The sequence below is a fragment of the Streptomyces sp. NPDC102258 genome, assembly GCF_055584685.1.
The window spans coordinates 1-19,362 of record NZ_JBVJLO010000020.1 but is presented as its reverse complement, the minus strand read 5'-3'; the positions used below and the strand labels follow the sequence as shown (position 1 = coordinate 19,362).

General features: G+C 73.9%; 17 protein-coding genes. 13 read left to right on the top strand and 4 right to left on the bottom strand.

The features are described 5' to 3' along the window. Positions 1-44 precede the first annotated feature (44 nt). The 3 genes from ACZ6ZT_RS27840 to sucD all read left to right on the top strand — a co-directional run bounded on the left by ACZ6ZT_RS27840 (position 45) and on the right by sucD (position 3,553). Positions 45-1,151: a VWA domain-containing protein gene (locus tag ACZ6ZT_RS27840; RefSeq protein WP_469722896.1), complete on the top strand. Its 1,107-nt coding sequence runs from the start codon at positions 45-47 to the stop codon at positions 1,149-1,151. Positions 1,152-1,462: 311 nt separating this feature from the next. Continuing rightward, positions 1,463-2,641 carry an ADP-forming succinate--CoA ligase subunit beta gene (sucC, locus tag ACZ6ZT_RS27835; RefSeq protein WP_469722751.1) on the top strand — a complete coding sequence of 393 codons (1,179 nt, stop codon included), beginning with the start codon at positions 1,463-1,465 and terminating at the stop codon, positions 2,639-2,641. A 21-nt stretch (positions 2,642-2,662) separates the two neighbouring features. Continuing rightward, the gene (gene sucD, locus ACZ6ZT_RS27830) at positions 2,663-3,553 is read left to right on the top strand and encodes a succinate--CoA ligase subunit alpha (protein ID WP_469722749.1); all 891 of its coding nucleotides are present in this window, start codon (positions 2,663-2,665) and stop codon (positions 3,551-3,553) included. Between the two features lie 82 nt (positions 3,554-3,635). Here the strand turns inward: sucD and ACZ6ZT_RS27825 are convergent, their stop codons facing one another. Continuing rightward, the gene (locus ACZ6ZT_RS27825; RefSeq protein WP_469722748.1) at positions 3,636-5,072 is read right to left on the bottom strand and encodes a helix-turn-helix domain-containing protein; all 1,437 of its coding nucleotides are present in this window, start codon (positions 5,070-5,072) and stop codon (positions 3,636-3,638) included. 119 nt (positions 5,073-5,191) lie between these two features. On the opposite strand from ACZ6ZT_RS27825, the gene ACZ6ZT_RS27820 reads away from it, so the two are divergent. Further along, the gene (locus ACZ6ZT_RS27820; protein WP_469722747.1) at positions 5,192-6,760 is read left to right on the top strand and encodes a cell division protein PerM; all 1,569 of its coding nucleotides are present in this window, start codon (positions 5,192-5,194) and stop codon (positions 6,758-6,760) included. 169 nt (positions 6,761-6,929) lie between these two features. Here the strand turns inward: ACZ6ZT_RS27820 and ACZ6ZT_RS27815 are convergent, their stop codons facing one another. Next, entirely contained in the window at positions 6,930-7,538 is a 609-nt protein-coding gene (locus ACZ6ZT_RS27815; protein WP_469722746.1) for a hypothetical protein, read from the bottom strand. A gap of 225 nt (positions 7,539-7,763) precedes the next feature. Between ACZ6ZT_RS27815 and purN the strand changes: the two genes are divergently transcribed. Continuing rightward, the gene (purN, locus tag ACZ6ZT_RS27810) at positions 7,764-8,387 is read left to right on the top strand and encodes a phosphoribosylglycinamide formyltransferase (protein ID WP_469722745.1); all 624 of its coding nucleotides are present in this window, start codon (positions 7,764-7,766) and stop codon (positions 8,385-8,387) included. Continuing rightward, positions 8,384-9,994 carry a bifunctional phosphoribosylaminoimidazolecarboxamide formyltransferase/IMP cyclohydrolase gene (gene purH / locus ACZ6ZT_RS27805; RefSeq protein ID WP_469722744.1) on the top strand — a complete coding sequence of 537 codons (1,611 nt, stop codon included), beginning with the start codon at positions 8,384-8,386 and terminating at the stop codon, positions 9,992-9,994. The genes purN and purH overlap by 4 nt, the downstream gene beginning before the upstream one ends. 101 nt (positions 9,995-10,095) lie before the next feature. Here the strand turns inward: purH and ACZ6ZT_RS27800 are convergent, their stop codons facing one another. Then, positions 10,096-10,836, bottom strand: a complete 741-nt coding sequence (locus ACZ6ZT_RS27800) for an RDD family protein (protein WP_469722743.1) — start codon at positions 10,834-10,836, stop codon at positions 10,096-10,098. A 254-nt stretch (positions 10,837-11,090) separates the two neighbouring features. On the opposite strand from ACZ6ZT_RS27800, the gene ACZ6ZT_RS27795 reads away from it, so the two are divergent. The 6 genes from ACZ6ZT_RS27795 to ACZ6ZT_RS27770 all read left to right on the top strand — a co-directional run bounded on the left by ACZ6ZT_RS27795 (position 11,091) and on the right by ACZ6ZT_RS27770 (position 17,227). Further along, positions 11,091-11,951, top strand: coding sequence for a bifunctional methylenetetrahydrofolate dehydrogenase/methenyltetrahydrofolate cyclohydrolase (locus ACZ6ZT_RS27795; RefSeq protein WP_469722742.1), 861 nt, complete (start codon positions 11,091-11,093; stop codon positions 11,949-11,951). Beyond that, a complete protein-coding gene (locus ACZ6ZT_RS27790) occupies positions 11,941-12,447 on the top strand; it encodes a DUF3017 domain-containing protein (RefSeq protein ID WP_469722741.1) in 507 nt (168 codons plus the stop codon). Before ACZ6ZT_RS27795 ends, ACZ6ZT_RS27790 begins: the two co-directional genes overlap by 11 nt. A 283-nt stretch (positions 12,448-12,730) precedes the next feature. Continuing rightward, complete coding sequence (locus tag ACZ6ZT_RS27785) at positions 12,731-13,720, top strand: malate dehydrogenase (RefSeq protein WP_469722740.1); 990 nt, start codon at positions 12,731-12,733, stop codon at positions 13,718-13,720. Between the two features lie 110 nt (positions 13,721-13,830). Next, on the top strand, positions 13,831-15,618 hold the full coding sequence (locus ACZ6ZT_RS27780) for a hypothetical protein (protein WP_469722739.1): 1,788 nt from the start codon (positions 13,831-13,833) through the stop codon (positions 15,616-15,618). Continuing rightward, entirely contained in the window at positions 15,608-15,979 is a 372-nt protein-coding gene (locus ACZ6ZT_RS27775; protein ID WP_469722737.1) for a hypothetical protein, read from the top strand. Before ACZ6ZT_RS27780 ends, ACZ6ZT_RS27775 begins: the two co-directional genes overlap by 11 nt. 435 nt (positions 15,980-16,414) lie before the next feature. Then, positions 16,415-17,227, top strand: coding sequence for a hypothetical protein (locus ACZ6ZT_RS27770; protein ID WP_469722736.1), 813 nt, complete (start codon positions 16,415-16,417; stop codon positions 17,225-17,227). A 22-nt stretch (positions 17,228-17,249) separates the two neighbouring features. On the opposite strand, the gene ACZ6ZT_RS27765 is transcribed toward ACZ6ZT_RS27770, so the two are convergent. Further along, complete coding sequence (locus tag ACZ6ZT_RS27765; RefSeq protein ID WP_469722735.1) at positions 17,250-17,756, bottom strand: carboxymuconolactone decarboxylase family protein; 507 nt, start codon at positions 17,754-17,756, stop codon at positions 17,250-17,252. A gap of 46 nt (positions 17,757-17,802) precedes the next feature. Between ACZ6ZT_RS27765 and pdxR the strand changes: the two genes are divergently transcribed. Next, the gene (gene pdxR, locus ACZ6ZT_RS27760) at positions 17,803-19,218 is read left to right on the top strand and encodes a MocR-like pyridoxine biosynthesis transcription factor PdxR (protein WP_469722733.1); all 1,416 of its coding nucleotides are present in this window, start codon (positions 17,803-17,805) and stop codon (positions 19,216-19,218) included. Positions 19,219-19,362: the final 144 nt, after the last annotated feature.

The window sequence follows — 19,362 nt, the reverse complement described above, 5'->3', positions numbered from 1 at the left end:
CCGACGGGCTTGGCGCGGGGGGCGAGCGGTTGCGGCGGTGGCGGATGGTGCTCGGGGGCGGGGAGGCGGACGGCACGGGGTGGGCGCTCGGCGGCAGGGACGCCGGGATGGACGCCGCCCTGGGAGCGCTGTACGGGGGCGGGGGAACCGGGCGCGGGGACCGGGCGGAGCGGGGCGCCGGGCTCGGGGGCTCCGCACCGCACGTGGCGCGCTGGCTCGGGGACATCCGTACGTACTTCCCCAGCTCGGTGGTCCAGGTCATGCAGCGGGACGCCATCGAGCGGCTCGGCCTGTCCGCCCTGCTGCTGGAGCCGGAGATGCTGGAGGCCGTCGAGCCCGACGTCCACCTGGTCGGCACGCTGCTGTCGCTGAACAAGGCGATGCCCGACACCACCCGGACCACGGCGCGGGCCGTGGTCCGTACGGTCGTCGAGCGGCTGGAGAAGCGGCTGGCCGCCCGGACCCGGGCCACGGTGGGGGGCGCCCTCGACCGTTCGGCGCGGACCTCGCGCCCCCGCCCCGCGGACATCGACTGGGACCGGACGATCCGGGCCAACCTGCGGAACTACCTGCCCGAGCACCGCACGGTCGTGCCGGAGCGCCTCATCGGGTACGGCCGGGCCGCGCGCGCGGTGCGCAAGGAGGTCGTGCTCTGCGTCGACCAGTCGGGTTCGATGGCGGCCTCCGTCGTCTACGCCTCGGTCTTCGGCGCGGTGCTGGCCTCGATGCGTTCGATCGCCACCCGGCTGGTCGTCTTCGACACGGCGGTGGTGGACCTCACCGAGCGGCTCGACGATCCGGTCGACGTCCTCTTCGCCACCCAGCTGGGCGGCGGCACGGACATCAACCGCGCGCTCGCCTACTGTCAGTCCCGCATCACCCGTCCCGCCGACGCGGTCGTCGTCCTGATCAGTGATCTCTACGAGGGCGGCATACGGGACGAAATGCTCCAGCGGGTCGCCGCGATGAAGGCGGCGGGGGTGGAGTTCGTGACCCTCCTCGCGCTGTCCGACGAGGGCGCCCCGGCCTACGACCACGCGCACGCGGCGGCCCTCGCCGCGCTCGGCGCCCCGGCCTTCGCCTGCACCCCCGACCTGTTCCCGGAGGTGATGGCGGCGGCCCTGGAGAAGCGGCCCCTCCCGAGCCCGTGAGACGCCCCGCCGGAGCACGCGGGGCGTCCCCTCCCGAGCACACGGGAACGCGGACGCACATCGTCAGAACACACGAAGTCGCAGTTCAACCGTGAGGCGATCTGTGACAGGTATCACCGCTCAGGTGTGATCTGCGATTTAGGGACGCAGGTCCCACGGGGATAACCTGCGAGACGGACATGCCGCGTCCACGGTCACCGTGTGCGCCTCCCTTGTGACAGCGCCGTCACGTTGCCCTCCGCGGCACGCCCACGCAGATAGCAGACAACCGCGAATCACTGCGAATCTTTGAAGACAAGGGACGGACGCGCGTGGACCTGTTCGAGTACCAGGCGAGGGACCTCTTCGCCAAGCACGGTGTACCGGTGCTGGCCGGTGAAGTGATCGACACGCCTGAGGCGGCTCGCGAGGCCACCGAGAAGCTGGGCGGCAAGTCGGTCGTCAAGGCCCAGGTGAAGGTCGGCGGCCGCGGCAAGGCCGGCGGCGTCAAGCTGGCCGCCACCCCGGACGAGGCCGTCGCCCGTGCGACGGACATCCTGGGGATGGACATCAAGGGCCACACGGTCCACAAGGTGATGATCGCCGAGACGGCTCCCGAGATCCTTGAGGAGTACTACGTCTCGTACCTGCTGGACCGCACCAACCGCACCTTCCTGGCCATGGCCTCGGTCGCGGGTGGCATGGACATCGAGCAGGTCGCCGAGGAGACCCCGGAGAAGCTCGCCAAGGTCCCGGTGAACGCCAACGAGGGCGTGACCATCGAGAAGGCCCGCGAGATCGTCGCCCTGGCGAAGTTCCCGGCCGAGGTCGCGGAGCAGGTCGCCGAGGTCCTCGTGACCCTGTGGCAGACCTTCATCGCCGAGGACGCGCTCCTCGTCGAGGTCAACCCGCTCGCGAAGGTCGCCTCCGGCGACGTCATCGCCCTCGACGGCAAGGTCTCGCTCGACGAGAACGCCGAGTTCCGCCAGCCGGGCCACGAGGAGTTCGTGGACCACCCGGCCGCGAACCCGCTGGAGGCCGCCGCCAAGGCGAAGAACCTCAACTACGTCAAGCTCGACGGCGAGGTCGGCATCATCGGCAACGGCGCGGGTCTCGTCATGAGCACCCTCGACGTCGTCGCCTACGCCGGTGAGAACCATGGCGGCGTCAAGCCCGCCAACTTCCTGGACATCGGCGGTGGCGCCTCCGCCGCCGTCATGGCCAACGGCCTGGAGATCATCCTCGGCGACCCGGACGTCAAGTCCGTCTTCGTCAACGTCTTCGGTGGCATCACCGCCTGTGACGAGGTCGCCAACGGCATCGTCCAGGCGCTGGCCCTGCTGGAGGAGAAGGGCGAGGCGGTCACCAAGCCGCTCGTCGTCCGTCTCGACGGCAACAACGCCGAGCTGGGTCGCAAGATCCTGTCGGACGCCAACCACCCGCTGGTGCAGCGCGTGGACACCATGGACGGCGCGGCCGACAAGGCCGCCGAGCTCGCGGCTGCGAAGTAAGGGCAGAGGTCACAGACTCACATGGCTATCTTCCTCAACAAGGACAGCAAGGTCATCGTCCAGGGCATGACCGGTGCCACGGGCATGAAGCACACCAAGCTGATGCTGGCTGACGGCACCAACATCGTCGGCGGCGTGAACCCGCGCAAGGCCGGCACGACCGTCGACTTCGACGGCACCGAGGTCCCGGTCTTCGGCTCCGTCGCCGAGGCGATGAAGGAGACGGGCGCCAACGTCTCCGTCCTCTTCGTCCCGCCGGCCTTCGCCAAGGCCGCCGTGGTCGAGGCGATCGACGCCGAGATCCCGCTGGCCGTCGTCATCACCGAGGGCATCGCGGTGCACGACTCCGCCGCCTTCTGGGCGTACGCGAAGGCCAAGGGCAACAAGACCCGGATCATCGGCCCGAACTGCCCGGGTCTGATCACCCCCGGCCAGTCCAACGCCGGCATCATCCCGGGCGACATCACCAAGCCCGGCCGTATCGGTCTCGTGTCGAAGTCGGGCACGCTGACCTACCAGATGATGTACGAGCTGCGCGACATCGGCTTCTCGTCCGCCGTCGGCATCGGTGGCGACCCGGTCATCGGCACCACGCACATCGACGCGCTGGAGGCCTTCGAGGCCGACCCCGACACCGACCTGATCGTCATGATCGGCGAGATCGGCGGCGACGCCGAGGAGCGTGCGGCGGACTTCATCGCGAAGCACGTCACCAAGCCGGTCGTCGGTTACGTCGCGGGCTTCACCGCCCCCGAGGGCAAGACCATGGGCCACGCCGGCGCCATCGTCTCCGGTTCTTCCGGCACCGCACAGGCCAAGAAGGAAGCCCTCGAAGCCGCGGGCGTCAAGGTCGGCAAGACGCCGACCGAGACCGCCAAGCTGGCGCGCGAGATCCTGAACGCCGCCAAGTAGGCCCGTTCGCTCCGCTCCGTATACGGGCGTGGCCCGCATCCCCCTCGGGGGGTGCGGGCCACGCCCGTTTGCGCGTCCGGCGTCATTCCAGGGCCGGGGAGATCCTGGCGGGGCCGGCGGCCGGGTCGTCGCGCAGCTTGTCCTGGAGCTGGCGGCTCTGCTCGGTGAGCCGTTGCGGCCCGGGGTGCGGGGGGACCCCGGAGACGCTGGCGCCGGGCGAGAGCGGGGGCAGGTACCGGTCCGGCGCGGTGACGGTGGTGTATCCCGTGGCCACGGCGATGACCGCGGTCAGGCCGAGCGCGGCCCGCGCCCACCGGCGGGACCGGTTCTCGGTCAGGACGCGCAGGGTGGCCGCCGTGCGGTGCGGCTCCAGCGGTACGGGCGGGCGGAGGGCGGCGATCAGGTCGCGCAGGACGGCCGACCGCTTCTCGGGCGGTACGTCGGCCAGCCCGGGCACCCGTTCGGCGAGCTCGGCGTGCGCGCGCAGCAGCCGGTGCCCGGCGGCGGGCGTGCTGGCCTCGGTCTCGGCGGCGGTGTCGGGCAGATCGAGGCCGATGCCGTCGTAGAGCAGCACGGTCCGGCGGTGCGCGGGCGGCAGGTCGAGGAGGGCGTCCAGCAGCATCCGGTCGGTGGGCTCGGCCGGGGCCGGTTCGGGGGGGTGCGGGGAGCGGCGGAGCCGGTGCCAGGGGGAGAGGGCGTACTCGTACGCGGCCGCGCGGACCCAGCCGACGGGGTCGGGGTCGGTGGCCACCTCGGGCCAGCGCCCCCAGGCCTGCCGGAACGCCTGCTCCACCGCTTCCTGGGCGAGCCGGCGGCGGCCGGTCAGCAGGTAGGCCTGGCGGACGAGGGAGGGGGCGGCGAGCGCGAAGAGGGCGTCGAAGGCCTGGGCGGGGTCCGCCGGAGGCGCGGGGGCCCGCGGGGCGGGGACGTCGGCGGGGGCTTCGGCGGGGGTTTCGGGGGTGCGCGGGCCGTTCGCGCTCGTCCGGTCGGGGGCGGCGCCGGCTTCGGGGCGGGGCGGGGCGACGGGGGGCGGGATGGCGTGCTCGGGCGTCGCCTCGGGGTGGGGGTGCGCGGCGTCGGGGCCGGGGGGCGCCTGGCCGGCGGTGGCGGTGGCGAACGCCCGTACGGGGGTGACCGGGGTGGGCTCGGAGGGGGTCTCGGAGAGGGGCCGTGTGGGCAGGGCGGGGGGCCGTGCGGCCGGGTCGGCCGGTGGGGCGGATGCCGGGGGTGACGGTGGGGGTGGGGGGGCCGTCGGGGTGATGTTCAGGTCGGGGGTGTCCGCCTCCGGGACGGTGTCCGCCTGTGCGAGGCGGTGCAGCAGGGCGGCGTACGCCTCGCGCTTGCGCCCGCGCGGCTCGGTGCGGCCCGTCTCCCAGGAGCGGGCGGTCGCCGGGGTGACGCCCGCGGCCGCCGCCACCTCCTCATGGGTCAGCTCGGCCGCTTCGCGCAGCCTGCGGCGTTCCTTGGGGGACGGCAGGCCCAGCTCCGAGCCGGAGGCCGTCTCGACGCCTTGTGTCATGCCACACTCCCCGCGACCCGGCAGTCCTGGGCGAAAAAGTACATAAACGTATATTGAGCGACACCACGGGCATTCGCCTGTTACCCGCCCATAGCGCGTGTCGTTGGCACCATGGCGGGGTGACCCAAGTGACCGAACGCGGGACCTCGTTGCCGACGGCCCCGCAAGCCGCCGCGCGACGGCGTTCGCCCGCCGCCGCCGCGTGCGTGCTGGGCGGTGCCGTGGCCGCCGGACTGGGGCTCGGCTTCCTGGCCGTGCTCGTGATCGTGCTGTGGATCAGCTCGCCGTACCCGGACAGCGGCCCGGGCGGTGCCCTGCACCTGGCCGCCGGGCTGTGGCTGATGGCCCACGGGACGGAACTCGTCCGCTACGAGACCCTCTCCGGCGTGCCCGCACCCGTCGGCCTGACCCCGTTGCTGCTGGTGGCGCTGCCGGTGCTGCTGATGCGGCGGGCGGCGCGGCTCGGCAGTGTGCCGGGCGACGGCGCCGGGGTGGGGGAGGAGCCGGAGGAGGTACTGCCGGCCTCGGTGGTGTTCTCCGCCGTGACCTGCGGCTACCTGGCCGTCGGGGCGCTGGCCACGGCGTACGCGGCGGGCGGGCCGATGCCCGCCGACCCGCTCAGCGCGGCCTGGCACGTACCGCTGGTGGCGGTGGTGGCCGGGGCCGCCGGGGTGTGGTCGGCGAAGGGGAGGCCGTCGGCGACGCTGCCGGAGTGGATTCCGGGGGGCGTACGGAGGCACTTCGCGCGCCCGCGTTACGCGCTGGCGCTGCGGTCGGGCGCGGCCGGGGTCCTCGTACTGCTGGGCGGCGGCGCGCTGCTCGTCGGCGCCTCGCTGGTGTGGCACGGGGCGGAGACGCGGGCCTCGTTCCTGTCGCTGACCGGGGTGTGGTCGGGGCGCTTCGCGGTGCTGCTGCTCGCGGCGGCGCTGCTGCCGAACGCCATGGTGTGGGGCGCGGCGTACGGGCTGGGCCCCGGGTTCGTGGTGGGGGCCGGGGTGACGGCGACGCCGCTCGGCTTCGCGGGGGCGCCGGCCCTGCCGAGGTTCCCGCTGCTGGCGGCGCTGCCGCCGGCGGGGCCGGGTACGCCGGTCACCTGGGCGGCGGCCGGGGTGCCGGTGGTGGCCGGGCTGCTGGTGGGGTGGTTCGCGGTGCGCAGGGCGCGGGAGGTGTCGGCGGGGGAGACGGCGCTGACGGCGGCGCTGGGGGCGGTGGTGTGCGGGCTGGGGATGGCCGGGCTGGCGGCGGCTTCGGCGGGGCCGCTGGGGTCGCGGGCGCTGGCCGGGTTCGGGCCCGTGTGGTGGGCGGTGGGGGGCGCGGCGGCGGGGTGGACGCTGGTGCTGGGGGTGCCGGTGGCGGTGGGGGTGCAGGTGTGGCGGACGCGGCCGGCCGTTGGGGGGGCCGGGGAGGATGCGTGGCACGACTCGGGGGTGCGGGAGTTGAGGTGGGCGGCGCTGCGGGAGGCGGCCCGCCCTGTGGCTCCGCCGGTGCTGGTGGGGGGTGCTCCGCCCGAGCCGGTGGCTCCGCCGGTCCTGGTCGGGGTGCCGCCCGAGCCGGTGGCTCCGCCGGTGTTGGTGGGGGTGCCGCCCGAGCCGGTGGCTCCGCCGGTGTTGGTGGGGGTGCCGCCGAAGCCGATGCTGCCGCCGGTGGCGGGGGCGCGGGTGCTGTCCCGGCGGCGGCCCCTGCCCTGATCCTGGGGCCCCGCCCCAGACCCCGCGCCTCAAACGCCGGCGGGGCTGAGTTGTGCCGGCGTGGTCGGGTCGCTGCCGCGCCGTTGCCGGGGGCCAGCCCCCGGACCCCCGCGCCTCAAACGCCGGCGAGGCTGGATTGCCCGGCGGGACTGGCTTGGCCGGTGGGGGGTCAGCGTTGGACCTTCAGGACTTCGCCGATCACGTTGTCCGGGAGGAGGTTGTTGCACTGGAGTTCCGCGGTGCGGGTGAGGGCGTCGTCGCGGCAGACGTAGAAGTCCTTGTACGCGAGTTGCAGGGCGTACGAGCTCGCCGCCAGGAGCAGCGCCAGGGACGCCGTGACCAGGCCGCTGATCGCCGCCGTGCGCTGCGGGCGGGCCGCCGGGCCCAGGGCGGACAGGCCGCCGGGGCGGGGCGGGGTGCCCGTCGTGGGGTCGGCGGCGGTCGCGGGGCGGCCGCGCAGGGCGCTGATGCCCCAGTACATCGCGAGCGTGCCCAGCAGCAGCCCCACCGAGGGGATCCCGAAGATCCCGAAGAAGAAGCCCCACATGCCCGCCAGCAGCGCGTACCGCGCGCGCCGCTGGAGCGGGTCCGTCGGGTCCCACCGGGCCGGCCCGCCGGGGCCGCCGGGGTCCGAGGGGCCCTGGCCGGAGCCGGGGCCGCCGCCCTCGTGCGGCCGCTGCGGCTGCCGGGGCTCCCACAGCTGGTCGGGCCGGCCCTCCGGCGGCGCCGCGAAGGGGTTGTCGTCGGTCGAGGGGTCGGGCTGACGGCGGTCCGGCATCGAGTGCGTTACTTCCCCTGTGTCGTGGGCCGGGCGCGCGCCCGGCGTGCGGTGTACGCCTGACGCTACCGCCCACCCGTCCCCCCGTCCCTCGGGGGCGGTCCGGTGTGCCGGTATCGTTGCAGGCGGTCGGTGGCTTCGTATGGTTCCCCGTATATCGGTACCCCGAAGTTTCGTATGACCACACAAGACGAATGACGGCATTCCCGTAAGAAAGGGCCCCCCATGCCCGCCTCCCGCCTGGTCGTGCTGGTCTCCGGCTCCGGCACCAACCTCCAGGCCCTGCTCGACGCCATCGACGCGCACTCCGGCGGGGCCGGGGGCTTCGGCGCCGAGGTCGTCGCCGTCGGGGCCGACCGCGAGAACATCGCGGGGCTCGACCGGGCACGGAAGGCGGGGATCCCCACTTTCGTGTGCCCGGTCAAGGGCTACGGGAGCCGTGAGGAGTGGGACGCGGCCCTGACGGAGGCCACCGACGCCCACGCGCCGGACCTCGTCGTCTCCGCCGGCTTCATGAAGATCGTCGGCAAGCGCTTCATCGACCGCTTCGGCGGTCGCTTCATCAACACCCACCCCGCCCTCCTCCCGGCCTTCCCCGGCGCGCACGGGGTGCGCGACGCCCTCGCGTACGGGGCGAAGGTCACCGGCTGCACCGTCCACTTCGTGGACAGCGGCGTGGACACCGGTCCGATCATCGCCCAGGGTGTCGTCGAGATCCGGGACGGCGAGGACGAAGCCGCTCTCCATGAGCGCATCAAGGAAGTCGAGCGCCAGCTGCTCGTCGACGTCGTGGGGCGCCTGGCCCGGCACGGCTACCGCATTGAGGGACGAAAGGTAACGATCCAGTGACCGCCGCAGAGACCGTAGCGAGCACCGACCCGACCACCACGCAGCGGCCGATCCGGCGTGCGCTCGTCAGCGTCTACGACAAGACGGGACTGGAAGAGCTGGCGCGCGGTCTGCACGAGGCGGGCGTCGCGCTCGTCTCCACCGGCTCCACCGCCTCGAAGATCGCCGCGGCCGGGGTGCCCGTCACCAAGGTCGAGGAGCTGACCGGCTTCCCCGAGTGCCTCGACGGGCGCGTCAAGACCCTCCACCCGCGCGTGCACGCCGGCATCCTCGCCGACCTGCGCCTGGAGGACCACCGCAACCAGCTCGCCGAGCTGGGCGTCGAGCCCTTCGACCTGGTGATCGTCAACCTGTACCCGTTCCGGGAGACCGTCGACTCCGGCGCCACCCCCGACGAGTGCGTCGAGCAAATCGACATCGGCGGCCCCTCGATGGTCCGCGCCGCCGCCAAGAACCACCCGTCGGTCGCGGTCGTCACCAGCCCCGCCCGCTACGCCGACGTCCTCGCGGCGGCCCGGGGCGGCGGCTTCGACCTGAGCGCCCGCAAGCGGCTCGCGGCCGAGGCCTTCCAGCACACCGCCGCCTACGACGTGGCCGTCGCGACCTGGTTCACCAACGTGTACGCGCCCGAGTCCGGTGACGCGCCGCTGCCCGAGTTCCTCGCGGGCTCCTGGGAGCGCAAGTCCGCCCTGCGCTACGGCGAGAACCCGCACCAGGCCGCCGCGCTGTACACGGACGGCCGGCCGGGCGGGCTCGCCAACGCCGAGCAGCTGCACGGCAAGGAGATGTCCTTCAACAACTACGTGGACACCGAGGCCGCCCGCCGGGCCGCCTACGACCACGACGAGCCCTGCGTCGCGATCATCAAGCACGCCAACCCGTGCGGGATCGCCGTGGACACCGACATCGCCGCCGCGCACCGCAAGGCGCACGCCTGCGACCCGCTGTCGGCCTTCGGCGGCGTGATCGCCGTCAACCGCCCGGTGACCGTCGCGCTCGCCGAGCAGGTCGCCGAGATCTTCACCGAGGTCATCGCCGCGCCCGGGTACGAGGAGGGGGCGGTCGAGGTCCTCGCCAAGAAGAAGAACATCCGCGTCCTGAAGGTGGACGGAACCCCGCACCAGGCGGGTGACCTCAAGCCGATCAGCGGCGGTGTGCTGCTCCAGCAGTCGGACACGTTCGACAAGGAGCGGGGCGGCGCCGAGGGCGACGACCCGGCGAACTGGACGCTGGCGACCGGTGACGCGCTGTCCGCCGCCGAACTGGCCGAGCTGGCCTTCGCGTGGAAGGCCTGCCGGGCCGTCAAGTCCAACGCGATCCTGCTGGCCAAGGACGGCGCCTCCGTCGGCGTGGGCATGGGCCAGGTCAACCGCGTGGACTCGGCGAAGCTGGCCGTCGAGCGGGCGGGCGCCGAGCGCGCGCGGGGCTCGTACGCGGCCTCGGACGCGTTCTTCCCGTTCCCGGACGGGCTGGAGATCCTCACGGCGGCGGGCATCAAGGCCGTGGTCCAGCCGGGCGGTTCGGTCCGTGACGAGCAGGTCGTCGAGGCGGCCCGGAAGGCGGGCGTGACCATGTACTTCACCGGCACCCGCCACTTCTTCCACTGACGGACCCGGAACAGACCGAAGGCCGCGCCCCCGCACTGCGGGGACGCGGCCTTCGGGCGTTCGAGCGGTGAACGCCGTGAGAGCTGGGAACGCGGAGACGGTTACTTCGTCTTGACGACGAGGGTGCCGGCGGCGCGGTCGTGCCAGCCCTGGAGCTTGCCCGAGTTGTCGAAGAACGGGGACAGGTAGACCAGGACGGCGCCGATGTAGCAGAGGAACGCGCCGACGATCGGGATGATCCAGCGGATGAAGCCGCCGCCCAGACCCGGGTTCTGGCCGGTGTTCTCCTTGACGACCTTCAGGCCGAGCGCCATCTTGCCGAGGGTCGCGCCGAGGAAGGCGATCATCAGCCACTCGTAGAGCAGGGTGATCAGGAAGAACAGCAGCATCATGCCGAGGAAGGTCATGATGATGCCGCCGGCGGCCGCGTTGGCGTCGTCCACGCAGGACGAGTACGCCGAGGACATCGGGTCCATGCCGGAGCAGTCGCTGATGGACTTCGAGGCGCCGAAGACGCTCGCGACGCCGATGGCGCTGAGGATGGCGTAGAGGATGCCGATGGCGACGCCGTCGATGAGGCGCGCGCCGAACCGGCGGCCCATCGTGGCGATCTGGACGGTGCCGAGGCCCGCGACGTTGATGTAGCCGTTGTTCGCCTGCAGCGTGCCCGCCTGGGGCGGGACGGCGCCGTACGGCGGCTGACCCGGCTGCTGCGGGTATCCGTAACCGGCCTGCGGGGGAACGCCCTGCGGGGCCTGCTGCGGGTAGCCGTAGCCGGGCTGGCCCTGCGGGGCCGGCGGCTGCTGCTGCCCGTACGGGTTGTTCGGGTCGCCGAAGCTCATCTGGGTCTTTCCTCCGTGAAGTGCGGGGACGCACGGCACGCACGGAGGACTTCGCTTTCTGCGGTACGCCCCCCGGCACTGCCCGCGGCACTCATTGCGATCGTGTTGCCGACCGTCATCGTGGTGGTCCCGTACCGGCCTTGTCCAGCCAGTTGCGAGGCTGGGGCGGACTTGTTGTGCAAGTGCAATGAAGTACGCCGTCCAGGTTCCGCCCGACTGGAACCGGGACCGCTCCATCCGGGAGGATGGGGCGCATGACCGCCCAGATTCTCGATGGCAAGGCCACCGCAGCCGCGATCAAGTCCGAACTGACCGCCCGAGTGGCGGCGCTGAAGGCCCGGGGCATCACCCCCGGCCTCGGCACCCTGCTGGTCGGCGACGATCCGGGCAGCCGCTGGTACGTCAACGGCAAGCACAAGGACTGTGCCGAGGTCGGCATCGGCTCCATCCAGCGCGAACTGCCCGCGACGGCCTCCCAGGAGGACATCGAGGCGGTCGTGCGGGAGCTGAACGCCGACCCGGACTGCACCGGGTACATCGTGCAACTCCCGCTCCCCAAGGGCATCGACACCAACCGCGTCCTCGAACTGATGGATCCGGCCAAGGACGCCGACGGACTGCACCCCATGTCCCTCGGCCGGCTGGTGCTGAACGAGCCGGGCCCGCTGCCCTGCACCCCGTACGGCATCGTCGAGCTGCTGCGCCACCACGGGGTCGAGCTGAACGGCGCACACGTCGTGGTCCTCGGACGCGGCATCACCGTCGGCCGGTCCATCGGACTGCTGCTGACCCGCAAGTCGGAGAACGCGACGGTCACCCTGTGCCACACCGGTACGCGCAACCTTTCCGGGCTGCTGCGCCAGGCGGACGTCATCGTGGCGGCGGCGGGCGTGCCGCACCTGGTGAAGCCGGAGGACGTGAAGGCCGGCGCGGCCGTGCTCGACGTCGGCGTCAGCCGCGACGAGAACGGGAAGATCGTCGGGGACGTGCACCCGGGCGTCGCCGAGGTGGCGGGCTGGATCTCCCCGAACCCGGGCGGGGTCGGCCCGATGACGCGCGCGCAGCTGCTGGTGAACGTCGTCGAGGCGGCGGAGCGGATCCCCAGTGCGGGCTGAGCACGACGCGGAGCCGCCGGCCGCGGGCGCGGACTCCGGGGCGTCGCAGTCCGCGCAGCCCCCGGCCGACGTCCCGGCTGTCGCCCCCGCCGACGAGCCGAAGGCCGGGGCGAAGTCGCGGCGGTTCCCCTCCGTCACCCAGGACACCGCCCGCCCCGAGGGCGGCGGCCGGGCCGCGCCCCGGGACGCCCCCGCGCCGGCCCGCCAGTGGCCGGTGCTCAGCGTCCTCGCCGCCACCGCCGTCGGGCTCCTGTCCACGGCGACGAGCCATCCCCGGTTCGGCTGCCTGCTGATCGGCGCCGCCCTCATCGCGGCCGCCGTCATGCGGCGGGTCCTGCCCTCCGTGGGCATGCTCGCGGTGCGTTCCCGGTTCACGGACATGCTCACGTACGGGCTGCTCGGCGTCTCTATCACGCTGCTCGCGCTGATGGTGGAGCCCAAACCGTGGCTGGAGCTGCCGTTCCTGGAGACCGCGGTCCGCTTCACCGTGCGGTGACGTCTTCACCGTTCGCTGACGTCAGCGCCGACACCACCGGCCGCGCCTCCGTCCGGGCGATGCGCAAGGGGCCTGAAAGCCGTCCCGGCCTTCGATCCGGGGGGTCCGTGTGCCATGGACCACACGGACCCGGGGGTGCGCCACCTCGCGGGTCGGATAGCCTGACGGCGGATGTCTCTTCACGTCAAGATTCGCCAGGACAGGGGAGCGGCGTCCACCCCCATCGGGGACCCAGCACATGGGGCGGGGACGCCCCACCGCCAGCTGTCTAACGGAGAAGGCCATGACCCGCACTCCCGTGAATGTCACCGTGACCGGCGCTGCCGGCCAGATCGGCTACGCGCTGCTCTTCCGCATCGCCTCCGGCCACCTGCTCGGCGCGGACGTGCCGGTCAAGCTCCGCCTCCTGGAGATCCCGCAGGGGATGAAGGCCGCCGAGGGCACCGCCATGGAGCTCGACGACTGCGCCTTCCCGCTGCTGCGCGGCATCGACATCTTCGATGACCCGAACCAGGGCTTCGCCGGCGCCAACGTCGCGCTGCTCGTGGGCGCCCGCCCGCGCACCAAGGGCATGGAGCGCGGCGACCTGCTCTCCGCCAACGGCGGCATCTTCAAGCCGCAGGGCAAGGCCATCAACGACCACGCCGCGGACGACATCAAGGTCCTCGTCGTCGGCAACCCGGCCAACACCAACGCGCTCATCGCGCAGGCCGCCGCCCCGGACGTACCGGCCGAGCGCTTCACCGCGATGACCCGCCTGGACCACAACCGCGCGATCTCGCAGCTGGCCGCCAAGACCGGCGCCGCCGTCTCCGACATCAAGCGCCTCACCATCTGGGGCAACCACTCGGCGACCCAGTACCCGGACATCTTCCACGCGGAGATCGCCGGCAAGAACGCCGCCGAGGTCGTGTCCGACGAGCAGTGGCTCGCCGACACCTTCATCCCGACCGTCGCCAAGCGCGGCGCCGCGATCATCGAGGCGCGCGGCGCGTCCTCGGCCGCCTCGGCCGCCAACGCCGCCATCGACCACGTGCACACCTGGGTCAACGGCACCGCCGCGGGCGACTGGACCTCCATGGGCATCCCGTCGGACGGCTCCTACGGCGTCCCGGAGGGCATCATCTCCTCCTTCCCCGTCACCACCAAGGACGGCAAGTACGAGATCGTCCAGGGCCTGGACATCAACGAGTTCTCCCGTGCGCGCATCGACGCGTCCGTGGCGGAGCTCGTCGAGGAGCGCGACGCGGTGCGCGAGCTCGGCCTCATCTGATCTGATCGTCTGACCTGTACAGACGCCGCAACGCCCCGGCCAAACCAGGCCGGGGCGTTTTGGCGCGTTTTCACCTGTCGGCGCGTGTAGGCGCAAAATAAGGTCGGCCGGTGACCGACCACCTGATCCCCCCTCAGTCCGGCACCGGCGGTGTCGGGGCGAGCCAACGGGCCGGCCGCCCGCCCGTGCACCCCGCCGTCAGCGAGGCCGGCCGGCTCCTGTGCGCCGGCACCTATCTCGACGCCGCGTACCGCGACCGGGTGATCGACGAACTGTTCGTGCACGAGGAGCGGATCGCCGCCCCCTCCTACGGATTCGACGCCGCCCGGGTCCTCGCCCACGCGCTGCGCGCCCGCCGCTTCGAACTGGCCTGGGCCGGCGGCGTCCTCGGGGCCTGGTTCGTCGGCTCGCTGCTGACCGGCGGTCTGCTCGCGCTGCTGCTGTATCCCTTCCTGCTGCTCAGCCTGGCCCGCTGGCTCCGGGCCCGCGGGAGCGTGCCGCTGCGCCTCCTGGGCGTGCTGGTCCGGATCGTCGCGTGGTGGACGTTCGCCGTCATCCTGCTGGGCGTCCTGGTGGTGGTGGGCGGCTCGCTCGGCGACTCCCTCTCCTTCTTCTCCCTGGGCGTCGACGACCTCGTCTCCCCCGGCTACGGAGGCGGCTTCGGCGGCGATCCGTACGGTTACCCGCGCGAGGACTCCGGTCCGCCCGCGGCCGTGTGGCTGAGCCCCCTCGTCTTCGCCGCCATCGTCGCCGTCGTCGCGTTCCAGCGCGGACACGCCGCCCGCATCGTCGCCACCGAACTCTCCCCCGCCCGGTACGCCGACACCGTGAACGACGACGCCGAGGCCTCGCCGAGTCCGCGTTTCGCCCGGGTGCGTACCCGTATCCGGGCCGAACAGCACGCCCCGCTGATCATGTACGACGTCAACAGCCCCTTCACCGGGGCCGGGGAGCCGTTCCGGCCCTGGCAGCTGTCCGTCGAACTGCGTCCGCGCGAGGACCTCGGCGCGGGCCGGGAGCCGCGTCCCCTGACCAACGCCCACATGGTGGAGCGCGTCGTGCCGTTCCTGGAGGCCCTGCGCGTACCGTCCCACCACGGCTCCCCGCAGGCCGAGGCCGCCGTCCTGGACCGGCTGCGCGAACTGGTCGTCGACGAGTGCGTCTTCCTCCCGGCCGGCGGCCTGCCCCACCGGGACGCGGCCCCGCTGACCCCGTGGGACTTCGCCGAGCACCGCGGCGGGGCCATCGAGGAGGGCGGGGAGCGGCGCCGGCACTTCCTGCGCGTCCGGGTCGGCGGCTGGGACGAGAACCTCGTCGTCAGCGTCTTCGTACGGGTCCACACCCAGGGCCGCATGCTGATGCTGGAAGTGGCCCCGCACGTGCTGCTCCCCGTACGGACGGACTTTCAGCGGGCCGATGCGGACGCGCACCGGCTGCTGGCGAACAACTGGTTCGGCAAGGCCGTCGGAGCGCTCGCCGCGACGCCCCGTTCCTTCACCGGCGCCCTCGCCACCCTCGGCCGGGGCGTCGCGAGCTGGTGGCGGATCGCCACCGGCGGCCACGGCGGGGCGCGCCCCGAGGGGCCGGGGCTGTCGGTGCGGGAACTCGCCGCGCAGGACGAGGGCTCGCTCTTCCACCTCATGGACCTGGACCGGTACCTGAAAACCATTCAGGACCGGATCGTCGGAGGCATTACCGTCGCCCTGCACGAAGCGGGCTGGCACACCGAGGAGTTCGCGCAGCGCGCGGTCCACGTCGCGGAGGGCGGCGTGTTCATCCAGTCGGTGAACGACAGCGCGTTCAGCGTCGGCGGCAGCGGGCACCACAACACGGCCGGCGGTGGCGGCAGGAGCCGGAGCGGGAGCAGGAGCGGTGGGAGGAAGAGTGGTGGCAAGTAACGGCGAGGAGCCCTCGGTCCACATCGGCGGGATCAGCGGGAGCGCCTTCAGCATCGGCGGGTCCGGACACACCAACACCGTCCACCACGGCGGTACGGGGACCCCCGCGCCCGGGGCCGCGGAGCTGCTGGAGGCGGTGCTCGAACTGCGCGCCGCGCTGGTGCGGCTGCCGCGCGGCGAGGACCGGTCGGCGCTCGACGCCGAACTGGACGGGGCCGCGGCGGAACTGGAGGAGGCCGACGCGATCCGGCCGGGCGTGGCCGCGCGGTTGCGCGGGGCGCTGGAGCGGTGGGCTCCGCTGGTGGAGTCGGTGAGCGCGGCCACTGCCCTGGCCGGGCTGCTCACGTCGCTGGGGGGCTGACCGGTGGCCGACGCCAAGGGCGCCCCGTGGTGGAACCCGGGCGCGCAGCGGTGGGAGTGGGGCGGGGCGCCGGGGCCGGAGTCGGAGTCGGGGCCGGCCGTGGCTCCGGAGCCGGCCGTGGCTCCGGGGCCGGTCGCTGGGCCGGTCGCGACCCCCGAGCCGGCGCCGGGGCCGACCCCCGAGCCGGTCCCGGAACCGGTGGTGGAGCCGGGGCCGGTCGTGGCTCCGGAGCCGGTCGTGGCTCCGGAGCCGGGGGTGCCGCCGGTGCCGCCCGCACCCCCGGCCGGGCCGCCGGTCGGCCCCGAGCCTGGTGTGGGCCCCGGTCCGGCGGTCGGCTCCGGTACGCCGCCCGGCCCCGGGCCTGCGGCTGGTGCCGGGCCTGCGGCCGGTCCCGGTGCGGCGGGTGGTGCCGTGGCGCCCTGGTGGGAGGGGCCCGTGGCGCCCCGAGGGCCCGGGGTGCTGCCGCCGTTGCCGCCCGTGCCGCCGGGGCCGCCCGGGTACGGGCCGTGGGAGGAGCCGTCGGCCGCGCCCGTGCCCTCGTACGCCCCGGCGGGGCCCGGCGGGTTCGGGCCGTGGCGGATGCCGCTGCTGGTGGGGCTGGTGGCGGCGGCCGTGGGCGGCTCCGCCGTGGCGGCGTGGATGCTGCTGGGCGGCCGGGACGACCCCGGCGCGGACGCCCGCCCGCCCGCCGCGTCGGCCCCCTCGCGGGAGCCGACCCCGGGGCCCACGGGTTCCCGTACGCCCACCGGCGCCCCCTCGGACAGCGCGAGCCCGAGCGCTTCGGCCAGCCCGTCGGGCGGGGCCGGTGCGGGCTACACGGTGGTGCGCGACGAGAGCGGCGGCTTCTCGGTCGCCGTCCCCGACGGCTGGCAGCCCAGCCACGACGAGACCGGCAGCGGCGCCTTCTACCGGCCGCCCGGTGACCGCAGCGCCCTGCTCCAGATCTTCCGGGTCACCGAGGACGCCGGCACCGGTTCCTGCGAACTGCTGCGGCTGTCCTCGGAGCGCCTGGCCGCCGGCACCTCCGGCTACCGGCAGCTCTCGCTCGACCGGCCGGCGGCCGACGCCTGCGAGCTGGTCTACGCGTACGACAGCCCCGAGTCGCACGGCCGCCGCCAGGGCATGGAGCGGATCATCAGCACACCCGACGGCGGCCGGTGGGCCCTGCTCGCGGCCGGACCGGCCACGGACACGGTGACGACGCGCGCGCACCTGACGGCGGCGCTGGACTCGTTCCGGCCGCGCTGAGCGGAGCCCCCGGAGGCCGGGGTCAGGCGTTCTTGTACATGCCCGGCGTGTAATGGCCCGGGACGAGGCGGGTGGTGACGGCGATCCGGTTCCAGACGTTGATCGTCGTGATCACGGCGATCAGCTGGGCCAGTTCCGTCTCCTCGAAGTGCGCGGCGGCCCTGGCGTACACCTCGTCCGGGACGAAGCCGTCCGTCAGGACGGTGACGGCCTCGGTCAGTTCGATCGCCGCCACCTCCTTCTCCGTGTAGAAGTGCCGCGACTCCTCCCACGCGCTGAGCTGCACGATCCGCTCGACGCTCTCGCCCTGCGCGAGCGCGTCCTTCGTGTGCATGTCGAGGCAGAACGCGCAGTGGTTGAGCTGCGAGGCGCGGATCTTGACCAGCTCGACCAGGACCGGGTCCAGGCCCTTGGTGGAGGCGATCTCCATGGCGTAGACGGCCTTGTAGAACTGGGGCGCCAGCTGGGCCAGCTGCATGCGGGGCGGGTGCTCGGCGGCGAGTCCGGTGCTCTTCGTGTCGTGGGTCATGGCTCCACCGTACGGAGCGTGCGGCCCGCGGATATGGTCCATGTCCATGACGGGATCTTGGGCCACTTTCGGAGCCGACCTGCACCTGGACGTCTCGGCGGCGGTGCGCGGCGGGCGCGGTCTGCGGGCCGCGCTGACGGAGGCACTGCGGGAGGCGGCACGCGGGGGGCGGCTGGCGCCGGGGACGCGGCTGCCGTCGTCCCGGTCCTTCGCCGCCGACCTGGGGATCGCCCGCAACACCGTCGCCGAGGCGTACGCGGAACTCGTCGCGGAGGGCTGGCTGACCGCCCGGCAGGGTTCCGGGACCCGGGTCGCGGAGCGGGCCCGGCCGCGGCGGCCGGCGGGCGCGGCCCCGGTACGCCGTCCGGCCCGGCGGGGGCCCTCGTACAGCCTGGTGCCCGGCTCCCCGGACCTCGGCGCCTTTCCCCGGGCGGCGTGGCTGGCGGCGGCCCGGCGGGCGGTCACCGACGCGCCGAACGACGCCTTCGGCTACCCCGCGGACCCGCGCGGGCGGGTGGAGCTGCGCGAGGCCCTCGCCGGGTACCTGGCGCGGGCCCGCGGCGTGTACGCGGATCCCGACCGGATCGTGCTGTGCGGGGGCTTCGCGGACGGGCTGACGCTGCTCGGACACGTGCTGCGGGCGCGCCGGGTGCGGGAGGTGGCGGTGGAGGGGTACAGCCTCGGCATCCACCGCGACCTGCTGACCGGTGCCGGGCTGCGGACCCGGCCGCTGTGGGTGGACGCGGACGGGGCCCGCACCCCCGACCTGGCCGGGCTCGGTCCCCGTACGGGGGCGGTACTGCTGACCCCCGCGCACCAGTACCCGACGGGCGGGGCGCTGACCCCCGAGCGGCGGGCGGCGGCGGTGGACTGGGCGCGGACCACCGGCGGCGTGATCCTGGAGGACGACTACGACGGGGAGTTCCGCTACGACCGCCAGAGCGTCGGCGCGCTCCAGGGGCTCGACCCGGACCGGGTGGTGTACCTCGGCACCGCGAGCAAGTCGCTGGCGCCGGGGCTGCGGATGGGGTGGATGGTGCTGCCGCCGGATCTGCTGGAGGAGGTGCTCGCGGTGCGGGGGCGGCTGGCGGGGGGCTCCAGTGCGCTGGACCAGCTGACGCTGGCGGCGTTCCTCGCCTCCGGGGCGTACGACCGGCACGTGCGGGGGATGCGGGTGCGGTACCGGCGGCGGCGGGACGAGCTGGTCGCCGCGGTGGCGGGGAAGGTCCCGGTCTCCGGCATCGCGGCCGGGCTGCACGCCGTGCTGGACCTTCCGGTGGGGGTGGAGCGGGGGCTGGTGCGGGGCGCCGCCTGGCAGGACCTGGCCCTGGAGGGTCTGGCCGGGTACCGCCACCCCGAGTCGGCGATGCCGGTGCGCGAAGCGTTGGTCGTCGGCTACGGGACCCCGTCGGACAGCGCCTGGACCCCCACCCTGACCGCCCTCCTGGCCACCCTCCCCTGACGGCACCCCGCCCGCGCCCGGGCCCCCTGGGGCTCCGCCCCAGACCCCGCGCCTCAAGCGCCGGCGAGGCTGGATTTTGGCTGGACGCTCCGTTCGCCTTGCGCGCCGTTGCCGGGGGCCAGCCCCCGGACCCCCGCGCCTCAA

What these genes read in the sequence shown, in the direction of transcription:
- ACZ6ZT_RS27840 (WP_469722896.1), top strand. Translation starts at nt 45, where the DNA reads ATGGTGCTCGGGGGCGGGGAGGCGGACGGCACGGGGTGGGCGCTCGGC.
- sucD (WP_469722749.1), top strand. Translation starts at nt 2,663, where the DNA reads ATGGCTATCTTCCTCAACAAGGACAGCAAGGTCATCGTCCAGGGCATG.
- ACZ6ZT_RS27825 (WP_469722748.1), bottom strand. Translation starts at nt 5,072, where the DNA reads ATGACACAAGGCGTCGAGACGGCCTCCGGCTCGGAGCTGGGCCTGCCG.
- ACZ6ZT_RS27815 (WP_469722746.1), bottom strand. Translation starts at nt 7,538, where the DNA reads ATGCCGGACCGCCGTCAGCCCGACCCCTCGACCGACGACAACCCCTTC.
- purN (WP_469722745.1), top strand. Translation starts at nt 7,764, where the DNA reads ATGCCCGCCTCCCGCCTGGTCGTGCTGGTCTCCGGCTCCGGCACCAAC.
- ACZ6ZT_RS27800 (WP_469722743.1), bottom strand. Translation starts at nt 10,836, where the DNA reads ATGAGCTTCGGCGACCCGAACAACCCGTACGGGCAGCAGCAGCCGCCG.
- ACZ6ZT_RS27795 (WP_469722742.1), top strand. Translation starts at nt 11,091, where the DNA reads ATGACCGCCCAGATTCTCGATGGCAAGGCCACCGCAGCCGCGATCAAG.
- ACZ6ZT_RS27785 (WP_469722740.1), top strand. Translation starts at nt 12,731, where the DNA reads ATGACCCGCACTCCCGTGAATGTCACCGTGACCGGCGCTGCCGGCCAG.
- ACZ6ZT_RS27765 (WP_469722735.1), bottom strand. Translation starts at nt 17,756, where the DNA reads ATGACCCACGACACGAAGAGCACCGGACTCGCCGCCGAGCACCCGCCC.
- pdxR (WP_469722733.1), top strand. Translation starts at nt 17,803, where the DNA reads ATGACGGGATCTTGGGCCACTTTCGGAGCCGACCTGCACCTGGACGTC.